The 25,400-nt window shown below is 59.9% G+C and carries 24 protein-coding genes and 2 pseudogenes; 8 read left to right on the top strand and 18 right to left on the bottom strand.

Annotation, left to right across the window (positions count from 1 at the left end; translation table 11 throughout):
• From RW095_RS03780 to RW095_RS03790, 3 genes are all read right to left on the bottom strand, one after another.
• Positions 1-249, bottom strand: a complete 249-nt coding sequence (locus RW095_RS03780; protein ID WP_394365043.1) for a hypothetical protein — start codon at positions 247-249, stop codon at positions 1-3.
• 185 nt (positions 250-434) lie between these two features.
• Positions 435-662, bottom strand: a complete 228-nt coding sequence (locus tag RW095_RS03785; RefSeq protein WP_317016480.1) for a hypothetical protein — start codon at positions 660-662, stop codon at positions 435-437.
• A 26-nt stretch (positions 663-688) separates the two neighbouring features.
• Positions 689-841, bottom strand: a complete 153-nt coding sequence (locus RW095_RS03790; protein ID WP_317016481.1) for a hypothetical protein — start codon at positions 839-841, stop codon at positions 689-691.
• Positions 842-1,488: 647 nt separating this feature from the next.
• Here RW095_RS03790 and RW095_RS03795 point away from each other — a divergent pair.
• Complete coding sequence (locus RW095_RS03795) at positions 1,489-1,947, top strand: hypothetical protein (protein ID WP_317016483.1); 459 nt, start codon at positions 1,489-1,491, stop codon at positions 1,945-1,947.
• A gap of 201 nt (positions 1,948-2,148) precedes the next feature.
• Positions 2,149-2,319, top strand: coding sequence for an AraC family transcriptional regulator (locus RW095_RS03800; protein ID WP_317016737.1), 171 nt, complete (start codon positions 2,149-2,151; stop codon positions 2,317-2,319).
• Here the strand turns inward: RW095_RS03800 and RW095_RS03805 are convergent.
• Positions 2,304-3,290 (bottom strand): IS110 family RNA-guided transposase, encoded by a 987-nt coding sequence (locus RW095_RS03805; RefSeq protein ID WP_317016484.1) that lies wholly within the window; start codon positions 3,288-3,290, stop codon positions 2,304-2,306. The genes RW095_RS03800 and RW095_RS03805 overlap by 16 nt on opposite strands.
• A 250-nt stretch (positions 3,291-3,540) precedes the next feature.
• Between RW095_RS03805 and RW095_RS03810 the strand changes: the two genes are divergently transcribed.
• On the top strand, positions 3,541-3,960 hold the full coding sequence (locus tag RW095_RS03810) for an ATP-binding protein (protein WP_317016486.1): 420 nt from the start codon (positions 3,541-3,543) through the stop codon (positions 3,958-3,960).
• Between the two features lie 139 nt (positions 3,961-4,099).
• Here the strand turns inward: RW095_RS03810 and RW095_RS03815 are convergent, their stop codons facing one another.
• A complete protein-coding gene (locus tag RW095_RS03815; RefSeq protein WP_317016487.1) occupies positions 4,100-5,515 on the bottom strand; it encodes an IS1182 family transposase in 1,416 nt (471 codons plus the stop codon).
• Positions 5,516-5,684: 169 nt separating this feature from the next.
• Here RW095_RS03815 and RW095_RS03820 point away from each other — a divergent pair, with 169 nt between their 5' ends.
• Entirely contained in the window at positions 5,685-6,755 is a 1,071-nt protein-coding gene (locus RW095_RS03820; protein ID WP_317016489.1) for an IS110 family RNA-guided transposase, read from the top strand.
• Positions 6,756-7,260: 505 nt separating this feature from the next.
• Here the strand turns inward: RW095_RS03820 and RW095_RS03825 are convergent.
• From RW095_RS03825 to RW095_RS03860, 8 genes are all read right to left on the bottom strand, one after another.
• Complete coding sequence (locus RW095_RS03825) at positions 7,261-7,614, bottom strand: putative quinol monooxygenase (RefSeq protein ID WP_317016491.1); 354 nt, start codon at positions 7,612-7,614, stop codon at positions 7,261-7,263.
• 448 nt (positions 7,615-8,062) lie between these two features.
• Positions 8,063-9,232 (bottom strand): IS91 family transposase, encoded by a 1,170-nt coding sequence (locus RW095_RS03830; RefSeq protein WP_317016492.1) that lies wholly within the window; start codon positions 9,230-9,232, stop codon positions 8,063-8,065.
• Positions 9,233-9,247: 15 nt separating this feature from the next.
• On the bottom strand, positions 9,248-10,126 hold the full coding sequence (locus RW095_RS03835; protein ID WP_317016493.1) for a tyrosine-type recombinase/integrase: 879 nt from the start codon (positions 10,124-10,126) through the stop codon (positions 9,248-9,250).
• A gap of 308 nt (positions 10,127-10,434) precedes the next feature.
• Positions 10,435-11,574 (bottom strand): LysR family transcriptional regulator, encoded by a 1,140-nt coding sequence (locus RW095_RS03840; RefSeq protein ID WP_317016494.1) that lies wholly within the window; start codon positions 11,572-11,574, stop codon positions 10,435-10,437.
• Positions 11,575-11,732: 158 nt separating this feature from the next.
• Positions 11,733-12,917: a porin gene (locus tag RW095_RS03845; protein WP_317016496.1), complete on the bottom strand. Its 1,185-nt coding sequence runs from the start codon at positions 12,915-12,917 to the stop codon at positions 11,733-11,735.
• A 339-nt stretch (positions 12,918-13,256) separates the two neighbouring features.
• Positions 13,257-14,048, bottom strand: coding sequence for a DUF2182 domain-containing protein (locus tag RW095_RS03850; RefSeq protein ID WP_317016739.1), 792 nt, complete (start codon positions 14,046-14,048; stop codon positions 13,257-13,259).
• Between the two features lie 2 nt (positions 14,049-14,050).
• Positions 14,051-14,653 (bottom strand): DUF1326 domain-containing protein, encoded by a 603-nt coding sequence (locus RW095_RS03855; protein WP_317016497.1) that lies wholly within the window; start codon positions 14,651-14,653, stop codon positions 14,051-14,053.
• Positions 14,654-15,212: 559 nt separating this feature from the next.
• Entirely contained in the window at positions 15,213-16,310 is a 1,098-nt protein-coding gene (locus tag RW095_RS03860; RefSeq protein ID WP_317016499.1) for an NADH:flavin oxidoreductase/NADH oxidase, read from the bottom strand.
• A gap of 88 nt (positions 16,311-16,398) precedes the next feature.
• On the opposite strand from RW095_RS03860, the gene RW095_RS03865 reads away from it, so the two are divergent.
• Entirely contained in the window at positions 16,399-16,728 is a 330-nt protein-coding gene (locus tag RW095_RS03865) for an ArsR/SmtB family transcription factor (RefSeq protein WP_317016500.1), read from the top strand.
• 311 nt (positions 16,729-17,039) lie between these two features.
• On the opposite strand, the pseudogene RW095_RS03870 reads toward RW095_RS03865, so the two are convergent.
• A pseudogene (locus tag RW095_RS03870) lies at positions 17,040-19,011 on the bottom strand (FAD-linked oxidase C-terminal domain-containing protein); the annotation flags it as partial.
• Between the two features lie 223 nt (positions 19,012-19,234).
• Positions 19,235-20,041, bottom strand: coding sequence for a phytanoyl-CoA dioxygenase family protein (locus tag RW095_RS03875; RefSeq protein ID WP_317015646.1), 807 nt, complete (start codon positions 20,039-20,041; stop codon positions 19,235-19,237).
• Positions 20,042-20,145: 104 nt separating this feature from the next.
• Here RW095_RS03875 and RW095_RS03880 point away from each other — a divergent pair, with 104 nt between their 5' ends.
• From RW095_RS03880 to RW095_RS03890, 3 genes are all read left to right on the top strand, one after another.
• The gene (locus RW095_RS03880; protein ID WP_317016501.1) at positions 20,146-21,054 is read left to right on the top strand and encodes a LysR family transcriptional regulator; all 909 of its coding nucleotides are present in this window, start codon (positions 20,146-20,148) and stop codon (positions 21,052-21,054) included.
• A gap of 596 nt (positions 21,055-21,650) precedes the next feature.
• Entirely contained in the window at positions 21,651-22,010 is a 360-nt protein-coding gene (locus RW095_RS03885; RefSeq protein ID WP_317016503.1) for a hypothetical protein, read from the top strand.
• A gap of 9 nt (positions 22,011-22,019) precedes the next feature.
• Positions 22,020-22,751, top strand: a complete 732-nt coding sequence (locus RW095_RS03890) for an IS6 family transposase (RefSeq protein ID WP_317016504.1) — start codon at positions 22,020-22,022, stop codon at positions 22,749-22,751.
• 59 nt (positions 22,752-22,810) lie between these two features.
• On the opposite strand, the pseudogene RW095_RS03895 reads toward RW095_RS03890, so the two are convergent.
• The 3 genes and pseudogenes from RW095_RS03895 to RW095_RS03905 form a co-directional block, all read right to left on the bottom strand.
• Positions 22,811-23,230, bottom strand: a pseudogene (locus RW095_RS03895) (IS6 family transposase); the annotation flags it as partial.
• Between the two features lie 54 nt (positions 23,231-23,284).
• Positions 23,285-24,661 (bottom strand): sensor histidine kinase, encoded by a 1,377-nt coding sequence (locus RW095_RS03900; protein WP_317016506.1) that lies wholly within the window; start codon positions 24,659-24,661, stop codon positions 23,285-23,287.
• The gene (locus tag RW095_RS03905; protein ID WP_317016507.1) at positions 24,648-25,331 is read right to left on the bottom strand and encodes a response regulator transcription factor; all 684 of its coding nucleotides are present in this window, start codon (positions 25,329-25,331) and stop codon (positions 24,648-24,650) included. Before RW095_RS03905 ends, RW095_RS03900 begins: the two co-directional genes overlap by 14 nt.
• Positions 25,332-25,400: the final 69 nt, after the last annotated feature.

Consider the following 25,400-nt stretch of genomic DNA (forward strand, 5'->3'; position numbering starts at 1 on the left):
TTACACCGCGACCTGTGCACTAGAAGCGTCGCGGTTGGTGGTCATTGGCGAGCGCGCCATGGTGACAACGACTGTTGCGCCGACGAGCAGAAGGATGCCAGCGATGCCAAACGCCCAATCGTAGCTGCCTGTCGCGCCGATCACATATTCCGTTCCAATGGGCGCAATCATGCCGAAAATATTGCCGCCAACGACAACGAATGCCATCGCCGTGCCGACATCGCGCGAGTTCGGAAGAAGGTCGTGCAACAGCGAAATAAGTGACGTCGTGGACGCAATTCCGGTAAGCGTGATCGAAAGGCCGAAGGGCGGGTGCGCTACGATTCGACGTAAATGGCATGGCGAGGATGGCCGAGCCTGTGATCATTGCGACTGCGACAGCGTTGAATTGCGCAAGATTGCCGTGAGTTCGGGCCTGAATTCAATTAGCGTCATCACGGCCGCTGCGTAGGGGCAATCATCGGATCGTCAATATCGATTCCAAGCAGGCGAAGAGCCGTGTCGATCTGCTTGATTTGCGGCCTGAAGTCCGTCTTCCACTGTTCACGTTCGGAATGGACAATGATACCGTGGTACGTCGCCAGCATGTGACGCGCGATATACAGCGCGTCGACCACCTTGGCGTCCCGTTCGCTTTGTCTGATAAATGCATCGAATTCCATAGCTGCCTCGACCACAACCACGTTTTCTATACCCGGATAAAGCCGGCACGGCTGACGGAATGGAAAGCGCCATAACGGCAGGTTGCAATCGCTTCAGCGTCGGACTGTGAGGCGGCCTGTGCGAAGGCGACCGACCAACGGCCGCAGCCAGCGCGATAACGGATCGAGTAGATGAACATGGCAATCTCCTGTGGCATTCACTATCAAACGCGCCTTGGCGCCCTTCGTCGCTGATCCGGACGGGGTGATTCCATTCTGGTCAACCGCCGTTGACTCGATCCTGTCTCTCGGGTTACATGCTTGTTATCTCGAAGCAACTTGTGCGCGTCGCAGCCATCCACCGATTTCTTCCGCACAAACGCTGAACCCAATACGACGTCAAACATGCTGTCAGAGAATGGCTCTCACCATTCGCAAGCGGCGAGCGCTTTCTCGATGAGAGAAGAATAAGTTTTGCCGGGGGGCGAATCTACTATACGGTTGGATATGCCGATACCGCGTTAGCGTTGCCTGGTTATACGGACATATCACCGCGGTAAGGTCCGTTTCTTCAGGGGATGAAAGATGCCCCACCTGAGCCGCCTGGGAAAAATGACGACGACGCATTGTCCTGAGAAGATTCGTCCGCGCGACGGGCATAGAGCGGGGCATTGGCGCCGCTATCGCGAATCGCTCGCGACTTCGTCTGAGTTGCCCAGCGATATAGCCTTAAACAGCCTTGAATTCGACGTAACCTTAGATGTGCGATGAGTCAAGGAGGAGACTTCTGCTTATCATGGAGCAAGAAATAGGGTCGCCCCCCGATCACCGGTTACGCTGCCAACCGATGAATATCGCGTTCACCGATGGCCGGCTGAATTCGGTGCAGGGACTTCGCCTGGTTATACCGACAGGCAGCACTGTTGCGCAGACTGGGAGCGGCGACGGTCCCGGAATGAGTCATTCCATCCTGATCAGTGCACCATTTGTCGCAGTTATTCCGGTGGGGGCGCAGTTGGCCACGGTCCCTGACAGCGATCCCAATGGATGGGTCATCGCACTCAAACCGGGCGTACTTGGGCAAGTCTCGCAAGTAGCGTTTGACGCGGTCCCGAAATGGTCCAGGTTTCTGGATCCGTTCCTGCGCGAGGCCGCGGACACATTGGCTGCTTTGCATCATGCGGATCTCATCGACGCTGCCTGCGCCGACGCGTTTGCCGATGTCGTCTCGGTGCACATCGCTCTCCGCTACGGGCACTGTGCTGGTGCGGCGAGCCGGACCTGCCTCTTACGCGTCAAATGCTGACTCGCATTGAAGCCTTCGTTCATGAGCACATAGCCGAAACCATTTTGGTCGAGCAATTCGCAGAGCTGGTGCACATGAGTGCATCAAACTTTGCGCGCGCTTTCAAAACGGTAACAGGCAACCCGCCCCATCTGTACTTGACACTCGAACGAGTGAAATTTGCCAGGACGATGTTGTGCGAGGAAACCCTTCCCCTCGTTGATGTTGGCGCGCGCGGGGTTTCAGACTCAGCAGCATTTCACGGAAGTGTTTCATCGATACACCGGTGTGACGCCGCGCGCATACCGACTCTATGAACGCGTCCCGTTTTGCAACAGTTTTCGTTTGTTCAGACTGACAGGCTGGGTTGCAGCTCTCTATGGCCTGTCGTGAGCAAGTACCGCCCAGATTGTGCGTGCCATCTTGTTTGCCAGAGCGACGACTACGACGTTCTTGGGTCTGCGCCTGAGCATCTGCTCAACCCACGGACCAGGCTCCTTCCCGTGCTCCAGGACCGATCGCGCGCCGTGAATTAACAGGGTGCGCAGGTAGGTGTCTCCGCGCTTCGATATGCCGTGCAAGATCACCTTACCTCCGGAACCCGTTTGCCCGGGTACAAGACCGGCCCATGCCGCGAACTCTCTGCCTGAACTGAATGCCTTTGGATTGCCCATGGTCGCGACGGCTGCTGTCGCGGTCAGCAATCCCACGCCCGGGATTTCGCTGATGGCCTTGACCGCCTTGTCCTCTTTTTTCCACTCCCGCATCCGACGCTCAATCTGCGCGACCTGCTCATCGAGTTTCGTCAGTCCGTTCCACTGCTCGCGAAGTGAGTCGATCACAACCGCCGGCAGTCGCTCGGCAACCCGTTCCAATACCGCTGGAATCGCCTCGTCAAGCGCAGCACGGCTCTTGCCCATCACCTCGCCGTATTCCGTCAGCAATCCACGCAGGTTGTTGACCTGCATCGTGCGAAACTTGATGAGTTGCTGGCGCATCCGATGCAGCGCCAACATCGCCTGCTGTGTCTCCGTCTTCACCGCAACCGGCTTGCCTGGTTGCTGAACCGCCAACCAGATCGCGCGTGCATCAGCAGCATCACTCTTGTTTCGAATGTTGAACGCCTTAGCAAATTCAGCCGGTATCAGTTTGACGTCATGTCCCATCCTGATCAGCTGACGTGCCCAGTGATGCGCACCGCTACACGCTTCCATTCCGATGAGGCACGGCGCACGATTCGCAAAGTGCTCAAGGAACTTCGCCCGCTTGATCGGTTTGTTCACGATCTCACCAGTTTCCTGATCGACGTAATGCACCTGGAAAACGAGCTTGGCTATGTCTACGCCCACTGCCATACTGTTCATCGTGGATCCTCCGGTTGCCGGGAATTGCGTGCATTTCCCATTTGGGCACATCGATGCCGTTGGCCCGTGAGGGTCCACCTTACCTCTGCTCTCACATTCACGGGTGGGACGCGTTCATTTCATTCTTACCCACCGGAAAGTTGGTAGCTGATTCATTTGGCGAAGTTGCGGCAAGACGATCACCGCGGGACTGCCGCGCGCGCGATTAAGTCAGAGCGACAAGAGTTTCTCGAAGTAAATACTGCCGTGGGTGACGAGCACGAACATATCCGCTGATGCCGTTCTGGTCGAACGTGTGATGGCTAACCTCATCGAGAACCCAGCGAAATTCGCAGGACCCGAGGCACATATTGCCGTCGCCGCTATTAACCGTGGTACATCGGAAGAGGTGTCCGTCTACGATGACGGACCGGGAATCCCGGCCGGGAATGAACAATATCTGTTTGAGCGCTTTTCCAGATGCGACAGCGCTACCGGGAAACCTGGTCACGTTCTGGGCTTATCGATTTGCCGGGCGATCGTCGAGGCGCATGGCGGAATGATCGCCTCCTCGCACTCGCATTTTGGCGGGGCGGTTTCACGTTTTCGCTGCCAATGGAATTTCCTGCTCCGCTCGCAGTTTGTCATGGCGACGGCGATTAACAATTGTGCCATGCCGGTCAATCATTGACTGCGACTGGCTCAAGCCTAGCAGATTCTGTTGAAAAAGTCGTGTTGTGGTTGGGGGCGCAGAAGTTGGCGACACGTTTTCGAGTTGTGGCGCTTAGCGAAGTGGCGAACTTGAATCAGGCAGCGATCCCCGTTGCTGGTCATGTAGCGGCCTGATTCATCTGCTTGCTTGCTGGCATGAGCCACTTGGCCATTCTTCGCAGATTTTGCGCGGTTGCTGCCATCAGGAACTCATCATGAGCACCGCTTGGACCGCGCAGTCGCAGGCGATCCAGCTTCAGGATGTGCTTGAGGTGAGCGAAGAGCATTTCCACTTTCTTTCGCTGCCGTCGAGACTGCTTGTATTCTGCGGTTGTCGCGATGCGCCTTGCTTCATCGCGGGCGGCTTCATGGATGCTGCGCGTGATTTTGCGAAACGACATATTCGGACAGCATTGATTCTTCATCGAACAATGGCTGCAGTTCTTTTCACGCGATCGATACACGATGGTGTCGGCTTTCGTGATGTGCGTGCGTGGATTTTTTAGTGGACGCCAGTCGCTGCGTAGCGCGTTCCCTGCAGGGCATCGATACTCGTTGGCCTGTTCATTCCAGATGAATTCGCTACGGGAGAACGTATGGTCCTTGCGCGTTGTTTTATCCCAGACCGAGACGTGCGGCTCGATGTGTTTCTCTTCAACCATCCAGCCAAGCAGCGCTGCTGTGCCGTAGGCGGTGTCACCTACCAGCGTGCCGGGCGTCAGGTCCCATTGACGTTCTACACGGTCAATCATTGTTCTGGTTGATTCGACTTCCTGTGACCGATTCGCCGGCGTCGCCTCAACGTCCATAATGATCCCTGCCTGCAGGTCAATCAGATAATTCGTCGAGTAGGCAAAGAACGCAGGGCCGCCTGGAGCGGCCGTCCATCGTGCGGCAGGATCGGTCAGGGATATCTTCTTTGGAGGCGTCAAAGACGTTGCTGGCTCAGACGCATCTGCTTCCACCGGATTGGTTTGCTCCAGTGCCTCAAGGTATTCCCGCACAGCGCGACTCTGGCCGTCGGCACGTCCCCAGTCGATAGGCTCTGTTCCCAACACGCCATTCGCAGGACTCGCATCAGCCTTGATGATGCTTGCATCAATCGCGAATCCCTCGCCTTTGACGAGCCCTTCGGTCATGCAGCGACTCAGCACAGATTCGAACACGTGACGCAACAGATCGCTATCGCGAAAGCGCCCGTGACGGTTCTTTGAGAACGTCGAGTGTTCCGGTACGGCGTCCTCCAGACCCAGGCGGCAGAACCACCGGTATGCAAGGTTCAGATGCACCTCTTCGCATAGACGTCGTTCGGACCGGACGCCGAAGCAGTAACCCACGATCAACATGCGAATCATGAGTTCCGGGTCAATCGATGGCCGACCCATTGGGCTGTAGAACGGTGCGAGATGCTGGCGCAGATCTCGCAGATCAAGGAAGCGATCGATGCCTCTCAGCAGGTGCGATTGCGGGACGTGGTGGTCGAGGTTGAACGAGTAGAAAAGCTTGTCCTGTCCGCTATCCAGTCGACCCATCATGACGATTCACTTCCGTCGTTTGATGCCTTCCAGGATACCTAACATTCCGCATCGCCGCCGACTTTTTCAAATGTGAGGGACTTCCCCGTCCCGGTGCGACGCTGAAGTCGCAGGCATCAAGTGCCATGATTGAGGTGCCATCCATCAATCGGAACAGGAGGGGGAAGTCATGGACCAGCTTACTACTGTCGGCGTCGACCTGGCAAAGGATGTGTTCGCGGTCTGCGTGCTTGATGCTACCGGTGCCGTGTTGCAGCGGCGCGTGCTGCGACGCGAGGCGTTCATGCGATGGGCCGAACAGTTGTCTCCCTGTCGCGTTGCAATGGAAGCCTGTGGTTCCTCTCACCACTGGGGCCGCTGGTTTGCCGCCCGCGGTCATACCGCCCGGCTTATTCCGGCCGAGTTCGTCAAACCGTTCCGGCCCGGCGGCAAGAACGACGCAGCCGATGCTGAAGCAATCGCTGTTGCCGCACGGCAGCCAACCATGCGCTTTGTGGCAATCAAGTCTGTCGACCAGCAGGCCATTCTCGCCTGGCACAGCGTACGTCAAGGCTGGCAGGAGGAACGTACATCGCTGCTTAATCGCACGCGCGGATTGCTGGCTGAATTTGGCGTGGTGATTGCACGTTCAGCCGATCGCTTTCTTGGCGCATTGCCCACACTGATCGAAGACGCCAGACTACCTGACCCGGTGCGTGCCATGTTGCTCGAGGTGCGCGAACAACTGGTTGCGCTGAACCTGAGGCTTGCTCGCTGCGACCAGCAGATCGCCACTCACGCCAGAAACAGCGATGTCGCCAAACGCGCCGGCGAACTGCTTGGCGTCGGTCCGATAACATCGAGTGCGCTGGCCGCCACGGTGCCCGATGCGAAGGTCTTCAGAAACGGGCGGCAGTTCGGCGCCTGGCTCGGCCTGACACCACGGCAGCGCAGCTCAGGCGGCAAGACCCGGCTGGGACATATCAGCCTGCGCGGCAACGTCTATCTGCGCACGCTGCTTGTTCAGGGCGCCCGAAGTACGTTGCAGTCGGCGTTGCGTGCGGACCCCACGCACGCAAGCCGGCTACAACGGTGGATCCGACAGATCCACGAACGCAAGGGCTATCACAAGACGCTGATTGCGATTGCCAACAAGCATGCCCGGATGTTGTGGGCGATGCTCGCGAAGGACGAACATTACGACGCCAACGCGTGGCAACGCCATCCCATGCATCCGCCGTTACCATCCGCTACAGCATGACCCGGCTAGCCTGACACTCAACTACTGCTCGACGCGATAGCAAGACGAGGTCGGACCGAACGGGAGAAGAACCCGCCGATTCTGTTGGCGAATCATCATCGCACGCGGCGTATCACCGCGCGCCTGTTCGCCGGTTTTCAAATAGGGTTCTCCTGTGCGGCTCATATCGTGGCCCGCCCGATACGTCTCGGGCAACAAGGCCGTTTGCAAAGACGCAGTCTGTTCCTGGTATTGCTTCGAAGCGCGAGCCTTAACTGACAACGGAGAAGTGATATGACCGCCCAACCAACTGGACCACCAGCAACATTGGCGCCGCGCATTTGCCAGCGCCAACCAATCTCACCCCGATCTTGACTTTCGGGGGAAGTCCTTGCAAACAGAATCGGCCGGACAGTAACTGATTGCACCAGAAAGGGGCGTGCCAGTCGAAAAATCTCTAGCTTTGCCACTCGACAAGGGCGGACGCGCTGATGCGGGACCGATGGTGAACGTTTAGTACGCCGCCTTAGCAAGCCTGCAGCACATTGATGACGCGGCTAGCCAGCAACGGCTGGGTATTCCGTCCATATTCGGCCATGTGCGCAGAGGCCGCATGCGCCTTCAACGCTTCGGCGCTTTCCCAGCGCTCGATTACGGCAAATGTGTCATTGCCGAGCGGTGTCTGAATCGTCCCGAAGTTCGGTACGTCGACTACCGCCTCGTAGCTGATGCATCCGTTTTCCGCCAGCACCGCTGGGCGGTTCTTGGCGAATAGTGCCAGCACGGCGTCGCGTTGACCCGGCTGGGCAGTGATCGTGGCAATGACGTGAATCATCCCGGCATTCTCCTTTTCTGGTTCGGCATAGATCGCCGCCTCCAATCATAGCCGCGTTCGGCCACACATGCTGCCAGCGCTTCACAGTGCCGCTCCGCTTGTGTCTCGAAGCCGCACATATTCGCGACCGGCCGTGCCTGTTAAGCGTTGTTCGACGCCTGCCCATGTCTGCCACCGCGTGAGTACACGACGAGGCATGCGGGCAGGCGTTGGACAACGCTCGAGGGAGGAAACCGCGGAGTGGTCCAGGACGGCAGGAATATTGCGCAGCTATGGGGATTTAAGTGCTCTCATGAACTGCGGAGACTCACAATCTTCAGTCGAAGCGAGGGTTTGGTGGTCACGTAAATATTCTGCTGCATCCATGCTGCACGTCTGTAGAGGTGTCGCGAGCGCGGCAAGGTCTGCTGGTAACGACAGGCACAAGCGTCTTCTCCTGGCGCTCGTTGCCGAAGAGCCGACAGTCGGTCTGGACAGCCAGGGTGATTCGTCTTCATACGTTGCTTCGGCAAGTGGGCGGAGCGCGAATTGGGTGGCTGCGCAGGAGGATGTCGATGATGATCATCGGCGCGCCGCAATGCCGGCAGACGAACTTCGGGGCGGAAGTGCCCGGTGACGGACCTTCGCTCACAATAATGGAAGCTGGCACGTCTGGCAGCGCCCGTATCGCAGCCAGATTCTGCCGACGCACGGGATTGGCCAGCAGACCATAGTGGCGAATCCGATGGAAGCCGACAGGCAGTACATGCAGCAGGAAACGCCGCATGAATTCCCGTGGCTCAAGCGTCATCGTCTTCTGGCGTGTGCGGCCGCTGGCCCGATAGTCCTTCCATCGGAAGGTCACGCCGCGTTCGTCGAGTGCTATGAGCCGCTGATTGGAGATGGCCACGCGATGCGTGTAGCGCGACAGATACGCAAGCACCGCTTTCGGTCCCGCGAACGGGCGCTTCGCATATACGACCCATTCGCACGTACGCAGCGGCGCGAGCCACTGTGCGAAGGCAGTGGGATCGGCAAGCCCGGCGTACTCGCCAGAGAAACGCAACTGGCCCCGGCGATGTGCATGGGTGAGCTCTTCCAGGAAGCGCCGCCGGAACAGCCGCGACAGCACACGTACCGGCAGGAAGAAGCCGGGCCGGCAGGCGACCCACCGCTCACCGTCTGGCGAGAGGCCTCCGCCGGCAACGATGCCGTGTACGTGAGGATGGTGCGTGAGCGCCGAGCCCCACGTGTGCAGCACGAGTGTCGCGCCGACCTGCGCGCCCAGATGCTTTGTGTCGGCGGCGATAGTGCGCAGGGTTTCGGCGGCAACGTCGAACAGCAGGCCGTAGAGCACCGCTTTGTTGTACCAGGCGATCGCGCTGATCGTGGCGGGCAATGTAAAGACGACATGGTAGTACTCGACCGGTAGCAGATCGGCCTGACGTGCTTCGAGCCAACGGTGCGCGGCGCTCGCCTGGCACTTCGGGCAATGGCGGTTACGGCAGGAGTTGTAGGCAACCTCGATCTGCTCGCAGCCGGAACAGCGCAACACGTGACCACCCAGCGCCGCGCTGCGGCACTGTTCGATCGCCGACATGACCTTCAGCTGTCCCAGACTCAGCTGTGCGGTCTGTCGCCACACGGGCCCATGCGCGCGGAACACGTCCGCGACTTCGGGCACGGCCGTGCGCCGCGTTCAGCCGTTGTTCTGCAGTTTCTCCAGCGGACTGATCACCTCGCGCAGCAGGTCGGTGGCGACCGGCGCATAGAGTGCTGTCGTCTCCAGCTTCTTGTGCCCCAGCAGAACCTGGATCACGCGGATGTCGACCTTCTGCTCCAGCAGGTGGGTCGCAAAGCTGTGGCGTAGCGTGTGCATCGAGACACGCTTGTTGATGTTCGCGGCTTCGGCGGCGGCATGGATGGCGCGGTTGAGCTGCCGCGTGCTGGGCGCATCGACCGGATCGAGGCCCGGAAACAGCCAGCCGCGCTCCAGCATCCGGCCCTGCGCGTGCGCCACTCGCCACCAGACACGCAGGCGTTCGAGCAGCACCGGCGAGAGCATGGCGTAACGATCCTTGCGGCCCTTGCCCTGTTCAATGCGCAGGGTCATGCGCTGGCCGTCGACGTCGCCGACCTTCAACGCCACCACTTCACTGGCGCGCAGGCCGGCACCGTAGGCGACCGATAGTGCGGTCTGGTGCTTCAGATTGCCGGTGGCGGCAATCAGGCGGCCCACTTCGTCCGGGCTGAGCACGACCGGCAGGACGCGAGGCACGCGCACGGGTTGCATGCGTGCCATCAGGTCGGGCTCGTGGAGCGTGATCCCGAAGAAGAACTTCAGTCCGGTGATCGCCGCATTGAGCGACACGGGTGACACGCCGTGGTCGACCAGATGCAACTGGTAGCGCCGCAGGTCCTCGACGGTGGCGGTGTCAGGAGAGCGTCCGGGAAAGCGCGTGAACTCGCGTACGACACGCAGATAACCGGCCTGCGTCTTCGGTGCGAGCTGACGCATGCGCATGTCGTCGGTCATGCGCTGGCGCAGCGGACTGATGGGCTGAGGTGTGTGGGTCATGACTCTGCTCCCGTTGAACGACGAGGCGGATTGCCTCGCCCTTCAACATGAAAACAGAGTCGGCTTCCTCTCCAGAACCACTAGCATTGGACCGGAGCCCCATACCGCGCGAGCGGTTTAGTCCCCCGACCCCGAAGAGACATTTGAACTTCCGATCCTTGACCGTCGGCCCACCGGCGTTGAGCGGACATTCGGAATACAAGCGTCAAAACGTGCGTTCCGGCCAAAACGTGCCGCCGTCAACCACCGACCTTGACGAGGTCGTCAGGCTCCCGCTCATTGCGCTGGTGGTGCTGTCGTCGCACTGCTCAGTGATGGGTCGATTTACCGCGTGCCGGAGGCTGATCGGCACGGCCATCGTCGCCGCTGGCGCAATTCGGGCTCTGAACGTGATGCTCGTGTGGCAGTCGGTCGTCTCGTAACAGCGCGCGAGTGCGAAGCGCGACTTCATGACTGGCGCTACTGGCGACGATCGTCCGTGTTCCTTTGGAAACTTGACTAGAACGCTGAACTTCCGCGCCCGTATGCACCCTGTCGATCCCCGTGAAATGTTCAAGCCGCGTCCCACCCTCGCTGATAAGGAATTGCCGGAAGTCGAGAGCCGCCGGCGCAAGGCGACGGTCTGCGCGATGTGCCACGCGCCAGTGGCGTTCAAGCGGAAGGCCCTGCACGTCGAGCACCTTGAGCAGACCCGAGCGCACTTCGGGCTGAACGGTATGCGCCGAAAGAAAGCTGATTCCCATGCCTGCCACAACCGCCTGCTTGATCGCTTCCGCGCAGCCGATCTCCATGAAGCGCGGCGTCGACTGATGGCTGCAGAAAATGTCGTTGGTCGCGCTGCGGGTGTCGGTGCCGCTTTCCCGTACGATCAGGCATTCGCGCGCGATGCGCGAACACGGGATGTCATATTCCTGGGCGAGCGGGTGCGTCGGGGCGGACACAAGCACGAAAGGGTTGGGCGCAAAGGTCTCGGTCACGATGGCAGGATCATCGGGAGCGTGAACCATTACGGCAAGATCGATCTGATCGCTCCGCAGCAGGGCGATGAGATGCTCGCGACTGCGTACCGTCAGGTCGAGATCGACCTCCGTCTTGCCGTGCAGGAATTCGCTGATCAGGTGCGGGAAGATATAGCTGCCCGACGTCACCAGGCCGACCCGCAGGCGTTCGGCACCATGGGCCCTCAAGCTGGCAAACGACTGCTCGGCCGCCTTAAGGTCAGCAAGAATCAGCAGGCTGTTGCGTAGCATTAACTCACCCGCCTGGGTCAGGGAGATCCGCTTGCCCGTTCGGCTGAAGAGTGAGATGCCAGCCTGCTCCTCCATTTGTTTAATCTGCATCGATACGGCGGGCTGCGTCAGGTGCAGTTCTTCAGCCGCACGGGAATAACTAAGATTGCACGCAACTCTTTCGAAAATCTTGAGTTGGCGAATTGTTATGTTTTTCATGCGTGGCGTAAAGTTTCCGTGGATTCCAGCGAGGGAGGCTGAACTCGGGGCAGCCAGGTTGCGCACGCACATGCTCGTATGCGTCGGCTCGGTGCTGATCAGCAACGGTTCTGCCTCGCACGCGAACAGTGCTTTTTTTGACCTTGGTTCGACGAAGCCTAGAAGCGGGTACGCAGGCCTGCCGTGACGGCGACCTGGCTGCTGGTGGCTGACGGTGACAAACCGTTGATGTCAGCCGTAAATACGGTGCCACCGCCGCTCACGTGCTGGAACTGGCCTTCGACATACACATCGGTCCGCCTGCTCAGCGCGTAGTCCAGCAGCAGGTTGAACTGGTTCCATTTCGGGCTTGACGCGCCCGCGAGGCTGGAACTGCCGTCTGTGAACGTGTACGAACCCGTGACAGCAAATGCGCGCGTCACGTTATAGACCGCGTTGACTTCATAGTTGTCGAAACGAAGACTCGAGTTAGCGAGGGGGATCGGCGAGGCGCTGGTGTTGTTGATCCCCGTTGCGTTTTCCAGTTTTGTTTCCGTGAACACGAAGCCGACCGTCGCCGGACCAAACGCATAATCGAAACCCGCGCCGAACGTACGTTGCTGCCCGGCGCTGAACGTGGAGTCGCTGCCGGTCACCTGGCCGGCTGGATTGACGAGGGAGTCTGTCGCGCCGGCCAGATTGGCGTCACTGCCGCCGTTGTTCAGCTGCAGGTACGACGCCGCGAAACGGAATGGACCGTTATTATATGAAGTACCGAAGCTATAGGCGCGGTTGTCGGAAAAGCCACCCGCCGCGTTCGAGAAGCCGTACAGGCTGCCGAATCGCCAGCCGTTGTAGTTCGGACTCGCATACTTCACCGCATTGTTAATCCGCATCGTGTTCTGAAGGTTGTCGTTGTCGTACGGGTGCCCGAAGAACACGCCGCCCTTGGCGGCGCCGGCGCCCGCCAGCGGCGCCAGGTAGTCGACCACCGAATCGTATTGACGGCCGAACGTCACCGTACCGAGCTGATCGCTCGACAGACCGGCGAACGCCTGCCGGCCGAACAGCAGGCCGTGCTGGCCAAGGGCGCCATTGGTGAGGGTGAAGCCATTTTCCAGCGCGAACATAGCCTTCAGGCCGCCGCCCAGATCTTCCGATCCACGCAGACCAAAGCGGTCCGGGTTGATGCTGGCATCCGTCATTCCGAATTTACTGTGCCCTGCGGTTGACCCCGTTTCCTTCTGATTCGACGTATACGTCAGCCCCGTATCGATGAGGCCGTACAGCGTTACGCTGCTTTGAGCGTGTGCCGCGGTTGCAAAAATACCCGTCAGCAGCGCTATCAGAAGAGTTTTTTTCATTGCAATTGCCCAAAATCGATGATCTGGAAGATCCGTGTTTGCCGGGAATGCTACTTACAGGCAGGCGAATTGTTGCCGTCTCAAAGCGTTGTTAAGTGGAAGCAAAGATCGAAAATCTCGACGATCCTATTCCTTGTGAACGGATGTTCAAAGGAGTGTTAAGGGAATACTGAATTTCAGTTGCGGCAATCTGCCTCGGTGGAGACCCGGGCGACACCGTATGGCGGACAAACTGGCATAGAAGCCGACGTTCGAATGTCCGCCAGAGAGCGCGGTCGAGTGGCTGTAGATCGCCGAAGCCGGCCGACGGGGATCGGCTCACGCCGACCTGAGCCTGCCTCAGGCGATATGGGCGTGCCGCGCCACGATCCAAACGGACCATGCAATCAACGCGACGCCGAGCGGCTTGCCGATCAACCTACCCCAGCGGAAATTTTTCTCAGCCGCCATGATCGCGCCCAGCGCCAGCATCCAGCCGACGCTCCCTGTGCCGACCGCGAACATCAGCAGCATCAACGCCCAGCAGCAGCCGATGCAGAAAGCGCCGTGACTCATGCCGAGCAGAAAGCTCTCGCGGCGCGCGCTCCTGCCGCGCCAATGCTCAGTGATGAACATCAACGGCGAGCCGCATTTGTCGAGACACCGATGCTTGAGGCTGCTGAACTGATAGACGCCCGCGAGCGCGACCATCGCAGCGCCGATCAGCCAGCCGTCCGCAAGCAATGTCGGCAATTGGTCTGCGACCCGATGGAGTGCCGCATCGAAGCCGTGCACGACGAGGCCGAACAGCGCCCACGCCGTCGCGTAACCGACGATTAGAAACGCCAACAGCGTGCGCCAGTTTTCGCGCTTGCTTGTCATGCGCCTGAACGTATCCAAGAGCGGGAAGGCGGTCGGCAGCATCATCGCCGCGATCATCAGCAGCCATGCGGCGCTGTGCAGCAACGCCGCCAGAGTGACGCTTGCGCCGGGCACCTCGCGGCATATCGCGCCGAGCAGCGGCAGTTCGGTCCAGCTCGCGTGACGCAGATAGCGCGCGTAGGGGCCGCCGTCCCACATCCATAACACGATCCACGCGCTGGTCGTCAATGCGGCGAAGAGCAGCGCGAACAGCCGCGAGCGTACGAGCATCTTCACGACGCGAAGCTGAACGATCCCTGAATGGCGTTATGTCCGGTCAATGCAAGGTGGAGATTGAGCTTTTCGTGCCGGAGACGGAAATAGTTCGCCTTGCCGACAAAGGCAGGAGACCCAGGTATCGTCGAAAAGATGCTTTCGACCAGTTTGGTCGGCTCGCCGGTCGGGCCGCGATAGGGTTCCATCTCGGCCTCGATGACTTCGCCGACTTTCATCCTGCCCTTGCCGTCGACGACCGTGTATTCGATTGAAGCGCGCTCCACCGACACGACTTCGCCGATCAGCTTCACCAGATCAGCGAGTGGTCCTCCGCGCTCGCCACTGTGCACGCTCACCAGCGCGTCGAATTGCGCGTCGCTCGCGCGCTCGTCGACGAACATCGCGACGCGCCAGCCGCCTTTCAGCACGTTGCCCGGGATGAACGCCGCGAACGCGACCGTCACGCCCGACACATCAATGCCGTCGATTGTGCCTTGCTCATAGTGGTAAGCAAGCGCGCTGCGGCAAATGCCGTTGTCGGGATCTTCTCCAATCCAGCACGGACACAGGACCTTGCATTCGCACACTTCAAGTATGCTGCCCATCAGTTGATAGCTCATTCGCGCCTCCGCTTCCGGTTTTGAATCCGGCCGGGAAGAACATCGCCGGACATTCTCTGGTTGTAGACGTTCAGCGGCCAGAATCAAAGCGTCCGGGCGCTGCGATTGATCGGAGTATTTGATACATTCAATGTTTTTCGGCGCCTGACAGGCGAGCAAGTCACAATGGGCGAGAACGACCCACCTCGGTCGTTCGACACTCGGTGGACCGGACGTCTCTTGATGAAGTGCAACGGTCATTTCGATCCGCTGGACGGTGGGTCCGACGCCGGAATACTGTTCCTGGTCGAAAAGCGCGGCCCGAGGACGTCGTCAACCGGCAAGCGTGTTGGTTCAGGGTTCATTTGGTGGCATTAAGCGCCCGACCGGGGATTGTTTCAGGGAGTGCATTCGATCCGTCCAGTCTGGTTTATCCACGCTGTCGGCAATGGATCGAGAGGCGCTGCAGGCATGTGCCACAGCGCGACTCATCTCACGATTATGCGAGAAAAGCCGGACTGGATGCGTGGCGCCGCCGGTCGGATCAGCAAAAACCGCCGTGATCGGCGTCGACCTGCGCTCAAGCAACCGCGTAACGTTCGAGCCAATGCGCGTAGGGTGCCGGCAGCGTCCACGACGGTCGTTCAATACCCAGCTTGCGCGCCGCGTGGTACGGCCAATGCGGATCGGCCAGATGCGCGCGCCCGATCATCACCAGGTCCAACTGCCCGTTCTTGACGGAGCGGTCGGCCAGTTCCGGCGTATCGATGCCCCACGCCGATGAAACGGCAATACCAGCCTCGCGGCGCACACGCTCCGCGATCGGCGCAAGAAACGCCGGCGCCCACGGGATGGCCGCCTTGGGCGTGGAAAAGCCCACGCTCACACTGAGCATATCCAACCCTTCCTGCTTGAAGTTCTTCGCGAGTTCAATCGACTCAGCCAGGGTTTCCTCGTCACGTCCGTCGTACTCGATCACGCCGAATCGCGCCGTCAACGGCAGATGCTCAGGCCATACCTTGCGTACGGCGGCCAGCGTTTCCAGCAGGAAGCGGCTGCGGTTCTCGAGGCTGCCGCCGTACGCGTCGTCGCGTTGATTGGAGTGCGTGGAAAAGAAGCTCTGGCCGAGGTAGCCGTGGGCGAAGTGCAACTCGAGCCATTCGAAGCCGGCGTCGAGCGCGCGCCTGGCAGCGGCGACGAAGTCTTCGCGAACGCGTGCGATGTCGTCGAGCGTCATCGCTTCAGGTACTTTCGGCAGGCCACCGCCGAAGCCGATCGCCGACGGGGCGAGGGTCGCCCAGCCCCGGGGATCGCTGTCGGCGATGTGGTCGTCACCTTCCCACGGCCGGTTCGCGCTGGCTTTGCGGCCTGCGTGACCGATCTGAATGCCCGGCACGGCGCCGGCTGCCTTGATCGATGCGACCACGGGCGCGAAAGCCTGCGCCTGCTCGTCGGTCCAGATGCCCGCGCAGCCCGGTGTAATCCGGCCCTCGGGCGACACAGCCGTTGCTTCGACGATTACCAGCCCCGCGCCCCCACGTGCCAGACCGGCCAGGTGCACGCGGTGCCAGTCGTTGATCAGACCGTCTTCGGCGGTGTACTGGCACATCGGCGGAATTGCAATGCGGTTGCGTAGGGAAACGTCCTTGAGCTTGTAGGGCTGAAATAATGCGGACATCAGGCTAAACTCCTGTGAGTAAGGCTTGTACGGTAGTTCGACAAACATCGAACTATGGAGTATGGCAGAAACCTCTTTCAGTTGCACAATGCGCACCTATACCCATCCTGCCGCCGAGGACTTCACGCTCGGGCGGCTCTTCCATGCTCTTAGCGACCCGGTGCGCCTTGAGATCGTCCGTCAACTTTCAACGGTCGACGAGGCCACCTGCGGCGACCTCGACGGTGGCCGCCCCAAGTCGAGCGTCTCCCACCACTTCCGGATCCTGCGCGAAGCGGGCTTGGTGCGCACGCGCGTTGCCGGCACCGTGCATCAGAATTCATTGCGGCGCGCTGAGTTGGATGCCCGCTTTCCGGGCTTGATGGAGGCAGTCATCAAGCAGATCGTCAATGAACCCGCATTGCGCGAATCGGCGTGAAAGTCGATTGAAGGTCGGTGGAACCTGGACGCGAGCGCAACGGTGCGCGCCATGAAAGCCGGGACGACGAACCCCTTCCCCGAACGAGCGGTGTCAGCACCAGACGGCGCCTCACCGCGGCCCGATGTCAGGCACCGTTGAGTCGCTTACGCGCCGCCCTGTTCCATCGCGCCACGAAGAGGTCAAGGATGTCCAGCCCGCAAAATTGGCGCGGCACTTCGAAGGCCATGGCTTGGAGGGTGCGTTGGTCCGGCAGCTCGGACGGCAGGAAGAAACCGGGCCGGCAGGCGACCCACTGCTCACCGTCGGGTGACCTCGTGCGAAAAATCATCTTTGTTTCGACCGCGACGCAGCGAATTCAAGAAACGTACGGGCAAGCGCTTCGCACGCGGTCGAGCGATCAGATCGGTACCTGCAGCTACCTGCAGACGTAACCACTCACGCATCAACGACGCACGGCCTTTCGGAGAATGAATGCGTTGACGTGTCGCTTTCCATGAAGGACACATCGAATCGTCCGGATCGAAATTAAAGCAAGCGCCATTGCCGTTACATTGGACGGCGTCACCGTTCGCTTCCCACACAGCGTCGCTGATCTCGCGGTCGAGTTCACCTCGCCAAGTGGTGGAGTCAATCTTGAGAAGTGTGCTATCCACGCCTGCCGGTACGGCGATCTTTCCGGGATTTAGCTGGTTATATGGGTCAAACGCTGCCTTGATTCGCTGCAAGGACGGGTAGAGGCTCCCGAAGAAGGTCGGTGCGTATTCCGAGCGCACGCCTTTCCCGTGCTCTCCCCAAAGAAGTCCCCCGTACTTCATCGTGAGCGCCGAGACTGCATCCGAGATGGGCCTGATCAAGGCAGCATCCTCGGGGGCTCTCAGATCGAGCGCAGGACGCACGTGCAGCACGCCAGCGTCAACATGCCCGAACATCCCATACTTCAAGCCATAAGAATCGAGCAACGCGCGAAACTCTGCGATGTACTCCGCAAGTTGCTCCGGAGGGACAGCTGTGTCCTCGAGAAACGGCTGCGGCCGCCTTTTTCCGCGTACGTTGCCAAGAAGGCCGACTGCGCGCTTTCGCATTGCATAAACACGGCTAACCGCCACATCTCCCCAGGCGATCGTGCGGCCGAGACGCCGAACGCTCTGGTCCGTGCTGATGTGCTCGCCAAATTCAGCGACACGGCTTTGCAGCTGACCGAGATCATCGGCGCTGAATTCAACGAGGTTGATACCTTGAGCGCTTCGCTCGTCGTTATAGTCCGGGAAGAACTCGGATATCGAAGTCCAGACAACGTCATCGCGGGCTAGCGCGAGTACCGTGGAGTCCACCGTCTCGATGGACAGCGGTCGATGTTCCATCAGAGCGCGCGCATCCCTCAGCGCATCCATGAATCCTTCATACTGGATGTTCACCAGCGCCGAATGAAGCGGTATCGGCAACACGTTCAATGTCGCCTCTACAACGAAGCCGAGCGTACCCTCTGCGCCGCAAATCAGGCTTTTCAGGTTCAGCCTTCCGTCACGTTCGCGAAGATGCGCGAGGTCGTAGCCCGTCAGGCAGCGATTAAGCGGCGGGAAAGTGTCTCGTATGAGTTCAGCCTGGTTGTCGGAAATCTCGCGGGCGGTTTTGTAGGCCCGTCCGACAATATCCGTCCGTGCACAAAGCTGTTCCAGTGCTGCATCGTCGACCGGCTCGGAGACGAGCGGAACGCCTCCAAGCAACACGCTCTTCAGAGCGATGACGTGGTCGCGCGTTTTTCCATAGGTGCAGCTGCCTTGTCCGCTGGCGTCCGTGCTGATCATTCCGCCAATCGTGGCGCGATTCGACGTGGACAGTTCCGGAGCAAAGAATGATCCGTGCGGTTTGAGAGCCGCATTCAATTGATCCTTGACGACGCCTGCCTGAACCCTTGCCGTGCGTTTAATCGGATCGATTTCAATGATGCGGTTCATGTGGCGGGACAGGTCGACGACGATACCGTCGGTCAATGACTTGCCGTTGGTGCCGGTGCCACCGCCTCGGGGCGATACCACGACGCTTCGAAATCGCTCCTCGGCGAGCAGCCGCGCGATGCACTCAACGTCAGCGGCGTTGCGAGGGAAAATCGCAGCCGTGGGTCTGCGCTGATAGATCGAATTGTCCGTTGCGAGTACCGTGCGCGTCGCATGGGCTGACGTCGATCTCGCCCTCCAGTCCCGCAACCCGCAGAGCTTCGAGAAACGCTGCTTCGGAAGTAGTGTCTCGTGCTTCTTCTAGTTTTATCTTTATGACCCTCATGTCGCTTACCTTTCATGCGTCCTCGCGCGGCACTCTGCGGACGTATTGCTTCACCTGCGTCCATCAGAGCAACAGGCCTGACGCGTCGTCGTGATGACCGCATTCGGAGAGAAAACGCGAGGTCACGCGTCGGCGACATTCAGGAGATAAGGCTTACCCTGTTGATGTGACTTGCCGCTGCTCGCCAAGTACATGCGTCCCGGCGAGCGACGCGCGCGCAAGTTCAGCCGATCTGAACTCTGTCGAGAATCTCGTCAGAGCCAACCTCGAGAGGAACGAAATTGGTCGAGCGCACATAATCCGGTCGCGGCTGCTCGACCTGTTCAGGCTTGTTCTTCACCTGGTTGTAGACGACATAGGCCTGCCATCGATCGTCACCGGACAGGTTGTGACCCGAGGAATGCACGATGTTGGCGTCGAAGAACACGACTGTTCCCGGGCGGCCGATGATAGGCACGGCCTTGGGATGACTGGACAAAATATCGAGCATCGTCGGCTTGGGCACAACGTAGAAGCGGTAACCGGTTGCCTCATCGAACGTCGGATCGAGTGAACCAAGCTTGTGGCTTCCCGGGATGAAGTAGAGACATCCGCCCATTTCGGTCGGCTCGTCGAGCATGACCAACGCGGTTGTCATCCGCGGTTCTTTCACGCCGTCGATATGCCAGGTGCCGAAGTCCTGATGCCATTGCCAGACGGAGCCGTCGATAGCCGTCTTCAGATTGCACTTCGTGTGATAGATGTAGAGTTCGGGATCGTCGATCAGTTGTTGTGCCGGCTCGAGCAATCTGGGGGAGCGCACGGCGGAGTGAAAGACCGCCGATGCCGTCGGACTTTCGGTTTCGTGAACTTTGTAGATCGTCTTCGCGATGCCGCCTGTTTTTTCACGGACGAGATGGTCGGTGTCGATCTTCTGGATCCGGCGCAACTCGCTCTTCATATGCCCGACTTCTTCTTCCGAGAAAAGCTCCGGCAGAACAACGAATCCATCGCGCTCGTACGCTTCCAATTGTGACGCGGTAAGTTTCATGAGGGCATCTCCTGACTTGTTGGTGTGATGTCATGATCCTAAGACCCGTCGCGTCCAATGTAAAAGATATAATAAGTTGCGTATCGATACCTAAGAGGTTTCAAATGGAGTTGCGTCATCTTCGCTACTTTCTGACGGTGGCACGCACACTCAACTTCACGAAGGCGGCGGAGCAACTGCACATGGCCCAGCCGCCGTTGAGCCGGCAGATACGGGAACTGGAAGAGGAACTCGGCGTGGCGCTTTTCGAGCGCCGGGGCAAACGCGTTTTCCTTTCATCGGCGGGCCAGGTTTTCGAAGAACGGGCAAGGCGAATTCTGGCGGACACGAACTCCGCGATCGTGGATTCGCAACGCGCAGCAAGAGGGGAAATCGGCCGGGTGGCGGTCGGGTTCTTTGAGCACATCGCGTACACGCTGCTGCCGCCGCTCTTGCGTGAATTCCAGCAGCGTTACCCCGCGGTGACAGTGGAACTTCGATGGTTTTCCTCTGCGGAACAGATCAATGCGCTGGATCGAGGGGACGTCGATCTGGCCTTCGTTCGCTCTTTGCCGTCGGATACCCAACTGAACAGCGTCTTGTTGCTTCAGGAGCCGTTTTACGTTGCCATCGCGAAGGACAACCCTCTCGCAGCGAAACGGCAGATTTCCATCAAGGACTGTATGCACCTGCGCGTCATCAATTACCGGAAAGATGTCGCGCCGGACTATCACGCCACCATCAACCAGTTGTGCGCACTGGCAGGCTTCTCTCCTTCCACGAGCTTCGAAATGGGACAGATCTACGCGTCCCTTGGCCTCGTAAGCGCCGGGTTTGGTGTGACGCTCGTACCTGCGTCGGTTCAACGAACGCACATGGACAACGTCGTTTATCGTCCGCTGCGTGAACAGCACGCGCAAAGCGAACTCTACCTCGCGTGGAAGGAACCCAACCCGCCCGCGGCGCTAGGCTCTTTTGTTCAACTCGCGTGCGAAATAGCCGCGCGCGCACCCGGCAAAGCGAAGGTCGAGTAAAGCAGCGGTACGACTTCAATTGCGATTAACAGGTTAGTTTTCCGGTTGAACCATCAGCACAACTGCTTTGATTTGCGGCCGCCGTATGTAGCGTTGATTTGACTGCTTGTCCGGTCGCGTTGGAAGGCAGTGTGAAGCCGCTGAAGAAGCTCATTTAACGTCATGTCTCGCTTTGGCACGATCCGCATTAGCTAGGACAGCGGCCGAATTATTGGGGGATATGTTCGACGCACGGAGATGTCTTGATCACAATAGCTGGGTGACGGACAGCTATACGGTGCAAAGCCGCCGTTCGACTGTCCTTTCATGCCGTGGAAACCAACGACTGCACATGGCCGATTGGGTACGGTCGCCAATGGTCGCTTATCGGCAGCGATGCCGCACATCCCGGTTCGCAGGGCAGGTAGGGCATCGACGAGCTGCCAGCCTCTGATTGCCGACGAGGTTAGGCAGACCCCTCGAGCGACTCCCACATCGATTCAAACCCGGACTGCCGTCGCGATATGTATCGGGCGTCCAATCCGCAAAACCTGAATATGGCCGATTGCCCGTTGGGAGAAACCAACTGGCCCGGGGGTTGAGAGAGCGCTGCGGACGTGACCGTAATCCTCCCGAATGCCTGGCGCGGCACTGAGCGCTCCAGCAAATGTCTGCGTCGCTATCAAAGCGTCGATGGTCAGTTTGTTGCCCGCTGGGAGAACGCCCGCCTGCAGGTCTGCGCGGCGACGCCCGCGGCCGCGATGACGGGACTGCGGCGTTGCGCGATGATATGCCCGCACATCGGTGGTGATGCGCTCCCCTACCCTGCCTCGGCGCGTGTGGTCACGCCCAGCCCGATGTCCACGAACGTCGCAACTGAATATCAGTTGTTTATCGACTGCGTGAAGGCCCGTCGCCGCTTCCGGAGCGAGCCCACCGTCGCGCGGCGTTGTCAGGTTGCTGGTCCGGTCACGTAAGATGGCGTGATGAAGAAAACGAAATCGCTTTATCACGGTCACCGCTTCCCAGCCGTCGTCATCAGCTGCGCGGTTCGCTGGTATTTCCGGTTCAGCCTGAGCCTTCGCGACATTGAGAAATTGTTGCTCGAGCGTGGTGTCGTGGTCACATACGAAACGATCCGTTGCTGGTGCGACAAGTTCGGCGCTCGATTCGCCCATTGTGCCAAAGCGGCGCGGCGCAAGCCGGGCAGCACATGGCATCTGGACGAAATGTTCGTGATGCTGCGCGGCGAGCCGTATCTGTTGTGGCGAGCGGTCGACGAGCATGGTGCCGAACTCGACGTGCTGGTGCAAAAGCGACGCGACAAGGCTGCGGCAAAGCGTTTCTTCCGGCGGGTGCTGCGTTCAAACCCGCTGCCGCGCAAGATCGTTACCGACCAGCTGCGCAGCTATCCAGCAGCAAAGGCTGACATTCCCGAGCTCGCTCATGTGAAGCACGTCTTCGTCAAAGCGGCTGCACGCGTGAACAACCGTGCCGAGAACAGCCACCAGCCGGCCCGTAGGCGCGAACGCCAGATGTGCGGCTTTCGCGATGCGCGTCGCACGCAGGCATTCCTCTCATGCTTCGGCCCAATCAGGCAACACTTTGCGTTGCCCAGACATCAAATGAACGCAGCATGTCATCGTGCCGTACTCAAAGGACGCTTCGCCACATCGCATGGTTGGACTGTTACTGCGGCAGTCGAGGATGTTATCTGATAAGGATAACTACGCTTTACCTGCGCAGGTAGTCTATGTCCGCCAAGTTGACAGAGCCCTGGCTCGCCATTCCGGTCGATCGCCTTCTCAAAATAGGGCCGCGCGGCCACCTTGTCGCGACGGGCGCGCAGCAGGAAATCCACGGTGTTGCCGTCCCTGTCCACTGCGCGGTACAGATATTTCCATTGGCCCTTGACCTTGACGTAGGTCTCATCCATTCTCCAGCTCCCGCCGACAGGGCGCTTGTGCTTGCGGAACGCCTTCTCGAACAATGGCACGAGCTTGATCACCCAGCGATGTACGCTTGAATGGCCGACCTCGAACCCACGTTCAACCATCATTTCCTCAAGGTCGCGCAGGCTCAGCGAATACGCCACGTACCAGCGCACACACAGCAGGATCACGTCCAAGGGGTAGTGCAGCCGTTTCAGCACCCGGGCGATGCCCGGCGGTAGTGTCGTGCGTGGCGTCTTTGTCATCCGGGAAATCGTGTTCGTCAACCAAGTCAGTTCGCGAATTCTACCCACGACGCCTTATTGCGACACTGCCCGGTTCAATTCATTGGGTTTGCACAGTACAACTTCGCAGCCGGGCGCCGCGTCCTTGAAACGGATCGACATGCCGTGCATGCCGGCCACCGCCAGCACAAGGCTCAGACCGAGCCCGCTGCCGGGCGTGTGACGGCTTGACTCGCCGCGATAAAAGCGCCGTAGCACGGCCTGCTGTTCGGCGGGCGCGATGCCTGGCCCGTCGTCCCAAACGGCGATGCCCGCGCCGCTCTTGTCACGGAACACTTCGATCCGCACATGGCCGCCGTGCGGTGCGAACTTGATGGCGTTCTCCACCAGATTCGCCAGCGCCTCGAATAGCAGATTCGGATCGCCCTGGATCTCGAGCGGCCCCGATACCGTTCGCTGCAGTTCGAAGGCGATCTGCTTGTCTTCGGCAGTCGGATCGTAGAACTCGAACACGTCATCGGCGACGGCGGCGAGATCGACTGTTGTGAATCCCGCGCGGCGCACGCCGCTTTCGATCTCCGAAATGCGGAGCAGCGCGTTGAAGGTGCGCAGCAGCCCATTGGTCTCGACGATGGTTTCATCGATCGCCGCACGATACTCCGCTTCGGTTTTGGCGCGCCGCTGTGCCCGTTCCAGCGCGCCGAGCATCCGCGTGAGCGGCGTGCGCAGATCGTGCGCAATCGCGTCGCACACGCCCTTGACCTCGTTCATGAGCCGCTCGATTTCGTCGAGCATGCCGTTCACGACGCCGACGAGGCGATCCACGTCGTCGCGTTTCGAATGCACCGGCAAACGCCTGCTGAGATTGCCGGCGACGATTTCCTCGATCGAGGCGGTCACCGCGTCCAGCCGCCGCATGGCCGAAATGCCGATCAGGCTCGCCCCCACCAGGCCGATCACGAGCGTGATCATGGCGGTGGAAAGCAGCGCGTGCAGCAGTTCTTCGTCGAAATGGTCGAGCTCGCGCGTGTTCTGGCATTGCACTGCGATGCGGCTATCCGGCACGCGCGCGGCGATGCATCGGCCGGGCGGGTGGCCGGGCAGGTTCGCGAGCCGCATGGAAAACGGTTGGTCGAAGACCGGGATAGCCGGCTGATCGCCCGCGTAGCCGCCGGCAAGATGTTTGCCGTTCGCGTCGAACAGGCCGAACGGGCGCTGGTGGCGCGGATCGAACTGGTGTTGATGTTCGAATCGCGCCACCAGTTCGTCCGGTTCTTCGCGTTGCAACTGGGCGTGCTCGCGAATCAGCCAGTCGTCGATGCGCTCCTGTTCGAAGCCGGTGATCTCGCGGTACAGGTAGCCGAATAGCAATATCGCGATCACGCCGAACAGCATCAGGAACAGGGTGGCGAGGCGAAAACCGGTGGTGCGGTGCAGGTCAGTCAGGCGCATGGAGCATGTATCCCGAACCCCGCACAGTATCGATCATCGGAGCCGTGCCTTCCGGGTCGAGCTTCTTTCTCAGACGGCTGATGTGCACGTCGATCACATTGGTCCGCTCGTCAAGCCGGTAGTCCCATACCGCCTCGAACAGCATCGTGCGGCTCACCACCTGGCCCGCATGCTGCATCAGGTATTCGAGCAGCCTGTATTCCCGTGGCAACAGCGGCACCGGGCGGCCGGCGAAGCTCACTTCGCGCTTGAGCGGGTCAAGACGCAGCGGGCCGACCTGATACTCCTGCACGCCGGGCGCCGCTTCGCGCCGGCGCATCAGCGCGTCGAGCCGGGCGGTCAGTTCGATGAACTCGAACGGCTTGGTCAGATAATCGTCGCCGCCGGCGCGCAGACCGCGCACACGTTCGTCGACCGCGGAGAGCGCGCTCAGAATCAACACCGGCGTGAGCACGCCGGCGCTGCGCAACGCCGCCAGCATGCCGAGCCCTTCGAGCCCGCCCGGCAACATGCGATCGAGCACGATGGCGTCATAACTGTTGGCGACCGCGAGCATCAAACCGTCGCGGCCCGTACGCGCGGTCTGCACCTTGCAACCGTGATCGGTCAGCGCTTCGACGATCTCCGCGAGGGTTTGCTCGTCGTCTTCGACGACCAGTACGTTCGACATGCGTTTGTCCAGAAGCGAGCGCGCGGCGAACCTAAGCGAGGCGGCCGCGTACACTACGCTCGTATCCAC

The sequence above is a fragment of the Paraburkholderia kirstenboschensis genome (assembly GCF_032806925.1).
In the GTDB taxonomy this organism is placed as follows: Bacteria; Pseudomonadota; Gammaproteobacteria; order Burkholderiales; family Burkholderiaceae; genus Paraburkholderia; species Paraburkholderia kirstenboschensis.

Excerpts from the sequence above, each read along its gene's own strand:
- RW095_RS03905 (WP_317016507.1), bottom strand. The coding sequence starts at position 25,331 with ATGTCGAACGTACTGGTCGTCGAAGACGACGAGCAAACCCTCGCGGAG.
- RW095_RS03890 (WP_317016504.1), top strand. The coding sequence starts at position 22,020 with ATGAAGAAAACGAAATCGCTTTATCACGGTCACCGCTTCCCAGCCGTC.
- RW095_RS03840 (WP_317016494.1), bottom strand. The coding sequence starts at position 11,574 with ATGAAAAACATAACAATTCGCCAACTCAAGATTTTCGAAAGAGTTGCG.
- RW095_RS03790 (WP_317016481.1), bottom strand. The coding sequence starts at position 841 with ATGTTCATCTACTCGATCCGTTATCGCGCTGGCTGCGGCCGTTGGTCG.
- RW095_RS03845 (WP_317016496.1), bottom strand. The coding sequence starts at position 12,917 with ATGAAAAAAACTCTTCTGATAGCGCTGCTGACGGGTATTTTTGCAACC.
- RW095_RS03805 (WP_317016484.1), bottom strand. The coding sequence starts at position 3,290 with ATGAACAGTATGGCAGTGGGCGTAGACATAGCCAAGCTCGTTTTCCAG.
- RW095_RS03820 (WP_317016489.1), top strand. The coding sequence starts at position 5,685 with ATGGACCAGCTTACTACTGTCGGCGTCGACCTGGCAAAGGATGTGTTC.
- RW095_RS03865 (WP_317016500.1), top strand. The coding sequence starts at position 16,399 with ATGCGCACCTATACCCATCCTGCCGCCGAGGACTTCACGCTCGGGCGG.
- RW095_RS03795 (WP_317016483.1), top strand. The coding sequence starts at position 1,489 with ATGAATATCGCGTTCACCGATGGCCGGCTGAATTCGGTGCAGGGACTT.
- RW095_RS03835 (WP_317016493.1), bottom strand. The coding sequence starts at position 10,126 with ATGACCCACACACCTCAGCCCATCAGTCCGCTGCGCCAGCGCATGACC.
- RW095_RS03800 (WP_317016737.1), top strand. The coding sequence starts at position 2,149 with ATGTTGGCGCGCGCGGGGTTTCAGACTCAGCAGCATTTCACGGAAGTG.
- RW095_RS03850 (WP_317016739.1), bottom strand. The coding sequence starts at position 14,048 with ATGCTCGTACGCTCGCGGCTGTTCGCGCTGCTCTTCGCCGCATTGACG.
- RW095_RS03875 (WP_317015646.1), bottom strand. The coding sequence starts at position 20,041 with ATGAAACTTACCGCGTCACAATTGGAAGCGTACGAGCGCGATGGATTC.
- RW095_RS03860 (WP_317016499.1), bottom strand. The coding sequence starts at position 16,310 with ATGTCCGCATTATTTCAGCCCTACAAGCTCAAGGACGTTTCCCTACGC.
- RW095_RS03880 (WP_317016501.1), top strand. The coding sequence starts at position 20,146 with ATGGAGTTGCGTCATCTTCGCTACTTTCTGACGGTGGCACGCACACTC.
- RW095_RS03900 (WP_317016506.1), bottom strand. The coding sequence starts at position 24,661 with ATGCGCCTGACTGACCTGCACCGCACCACCGGTTTTCGCCTCGCCACC.
- RW095_RS03785 (WP_317016480.1), bottom strand. The coding sequence starts at position 662 with ATGGAATTCGATGCATTTATCAGACAAAGCGAACGGGACGCCAAGGTG.
- RW095_RS03815 (WP_317016487.1), bottom strand. The coding sequence starts at position 5,515 with ATGATGGGTCGACTGGATAGCGGACAGGACAAGCTTTTCTACTCGTTC.
- RW095_RS03855 (WP_317016497.1), bottom strand. The coding sequence starts at position 14,653 with ATGAGCTATCAACTGATGGGCAGCATACTTGAAGTGTGCGAATGCAAG.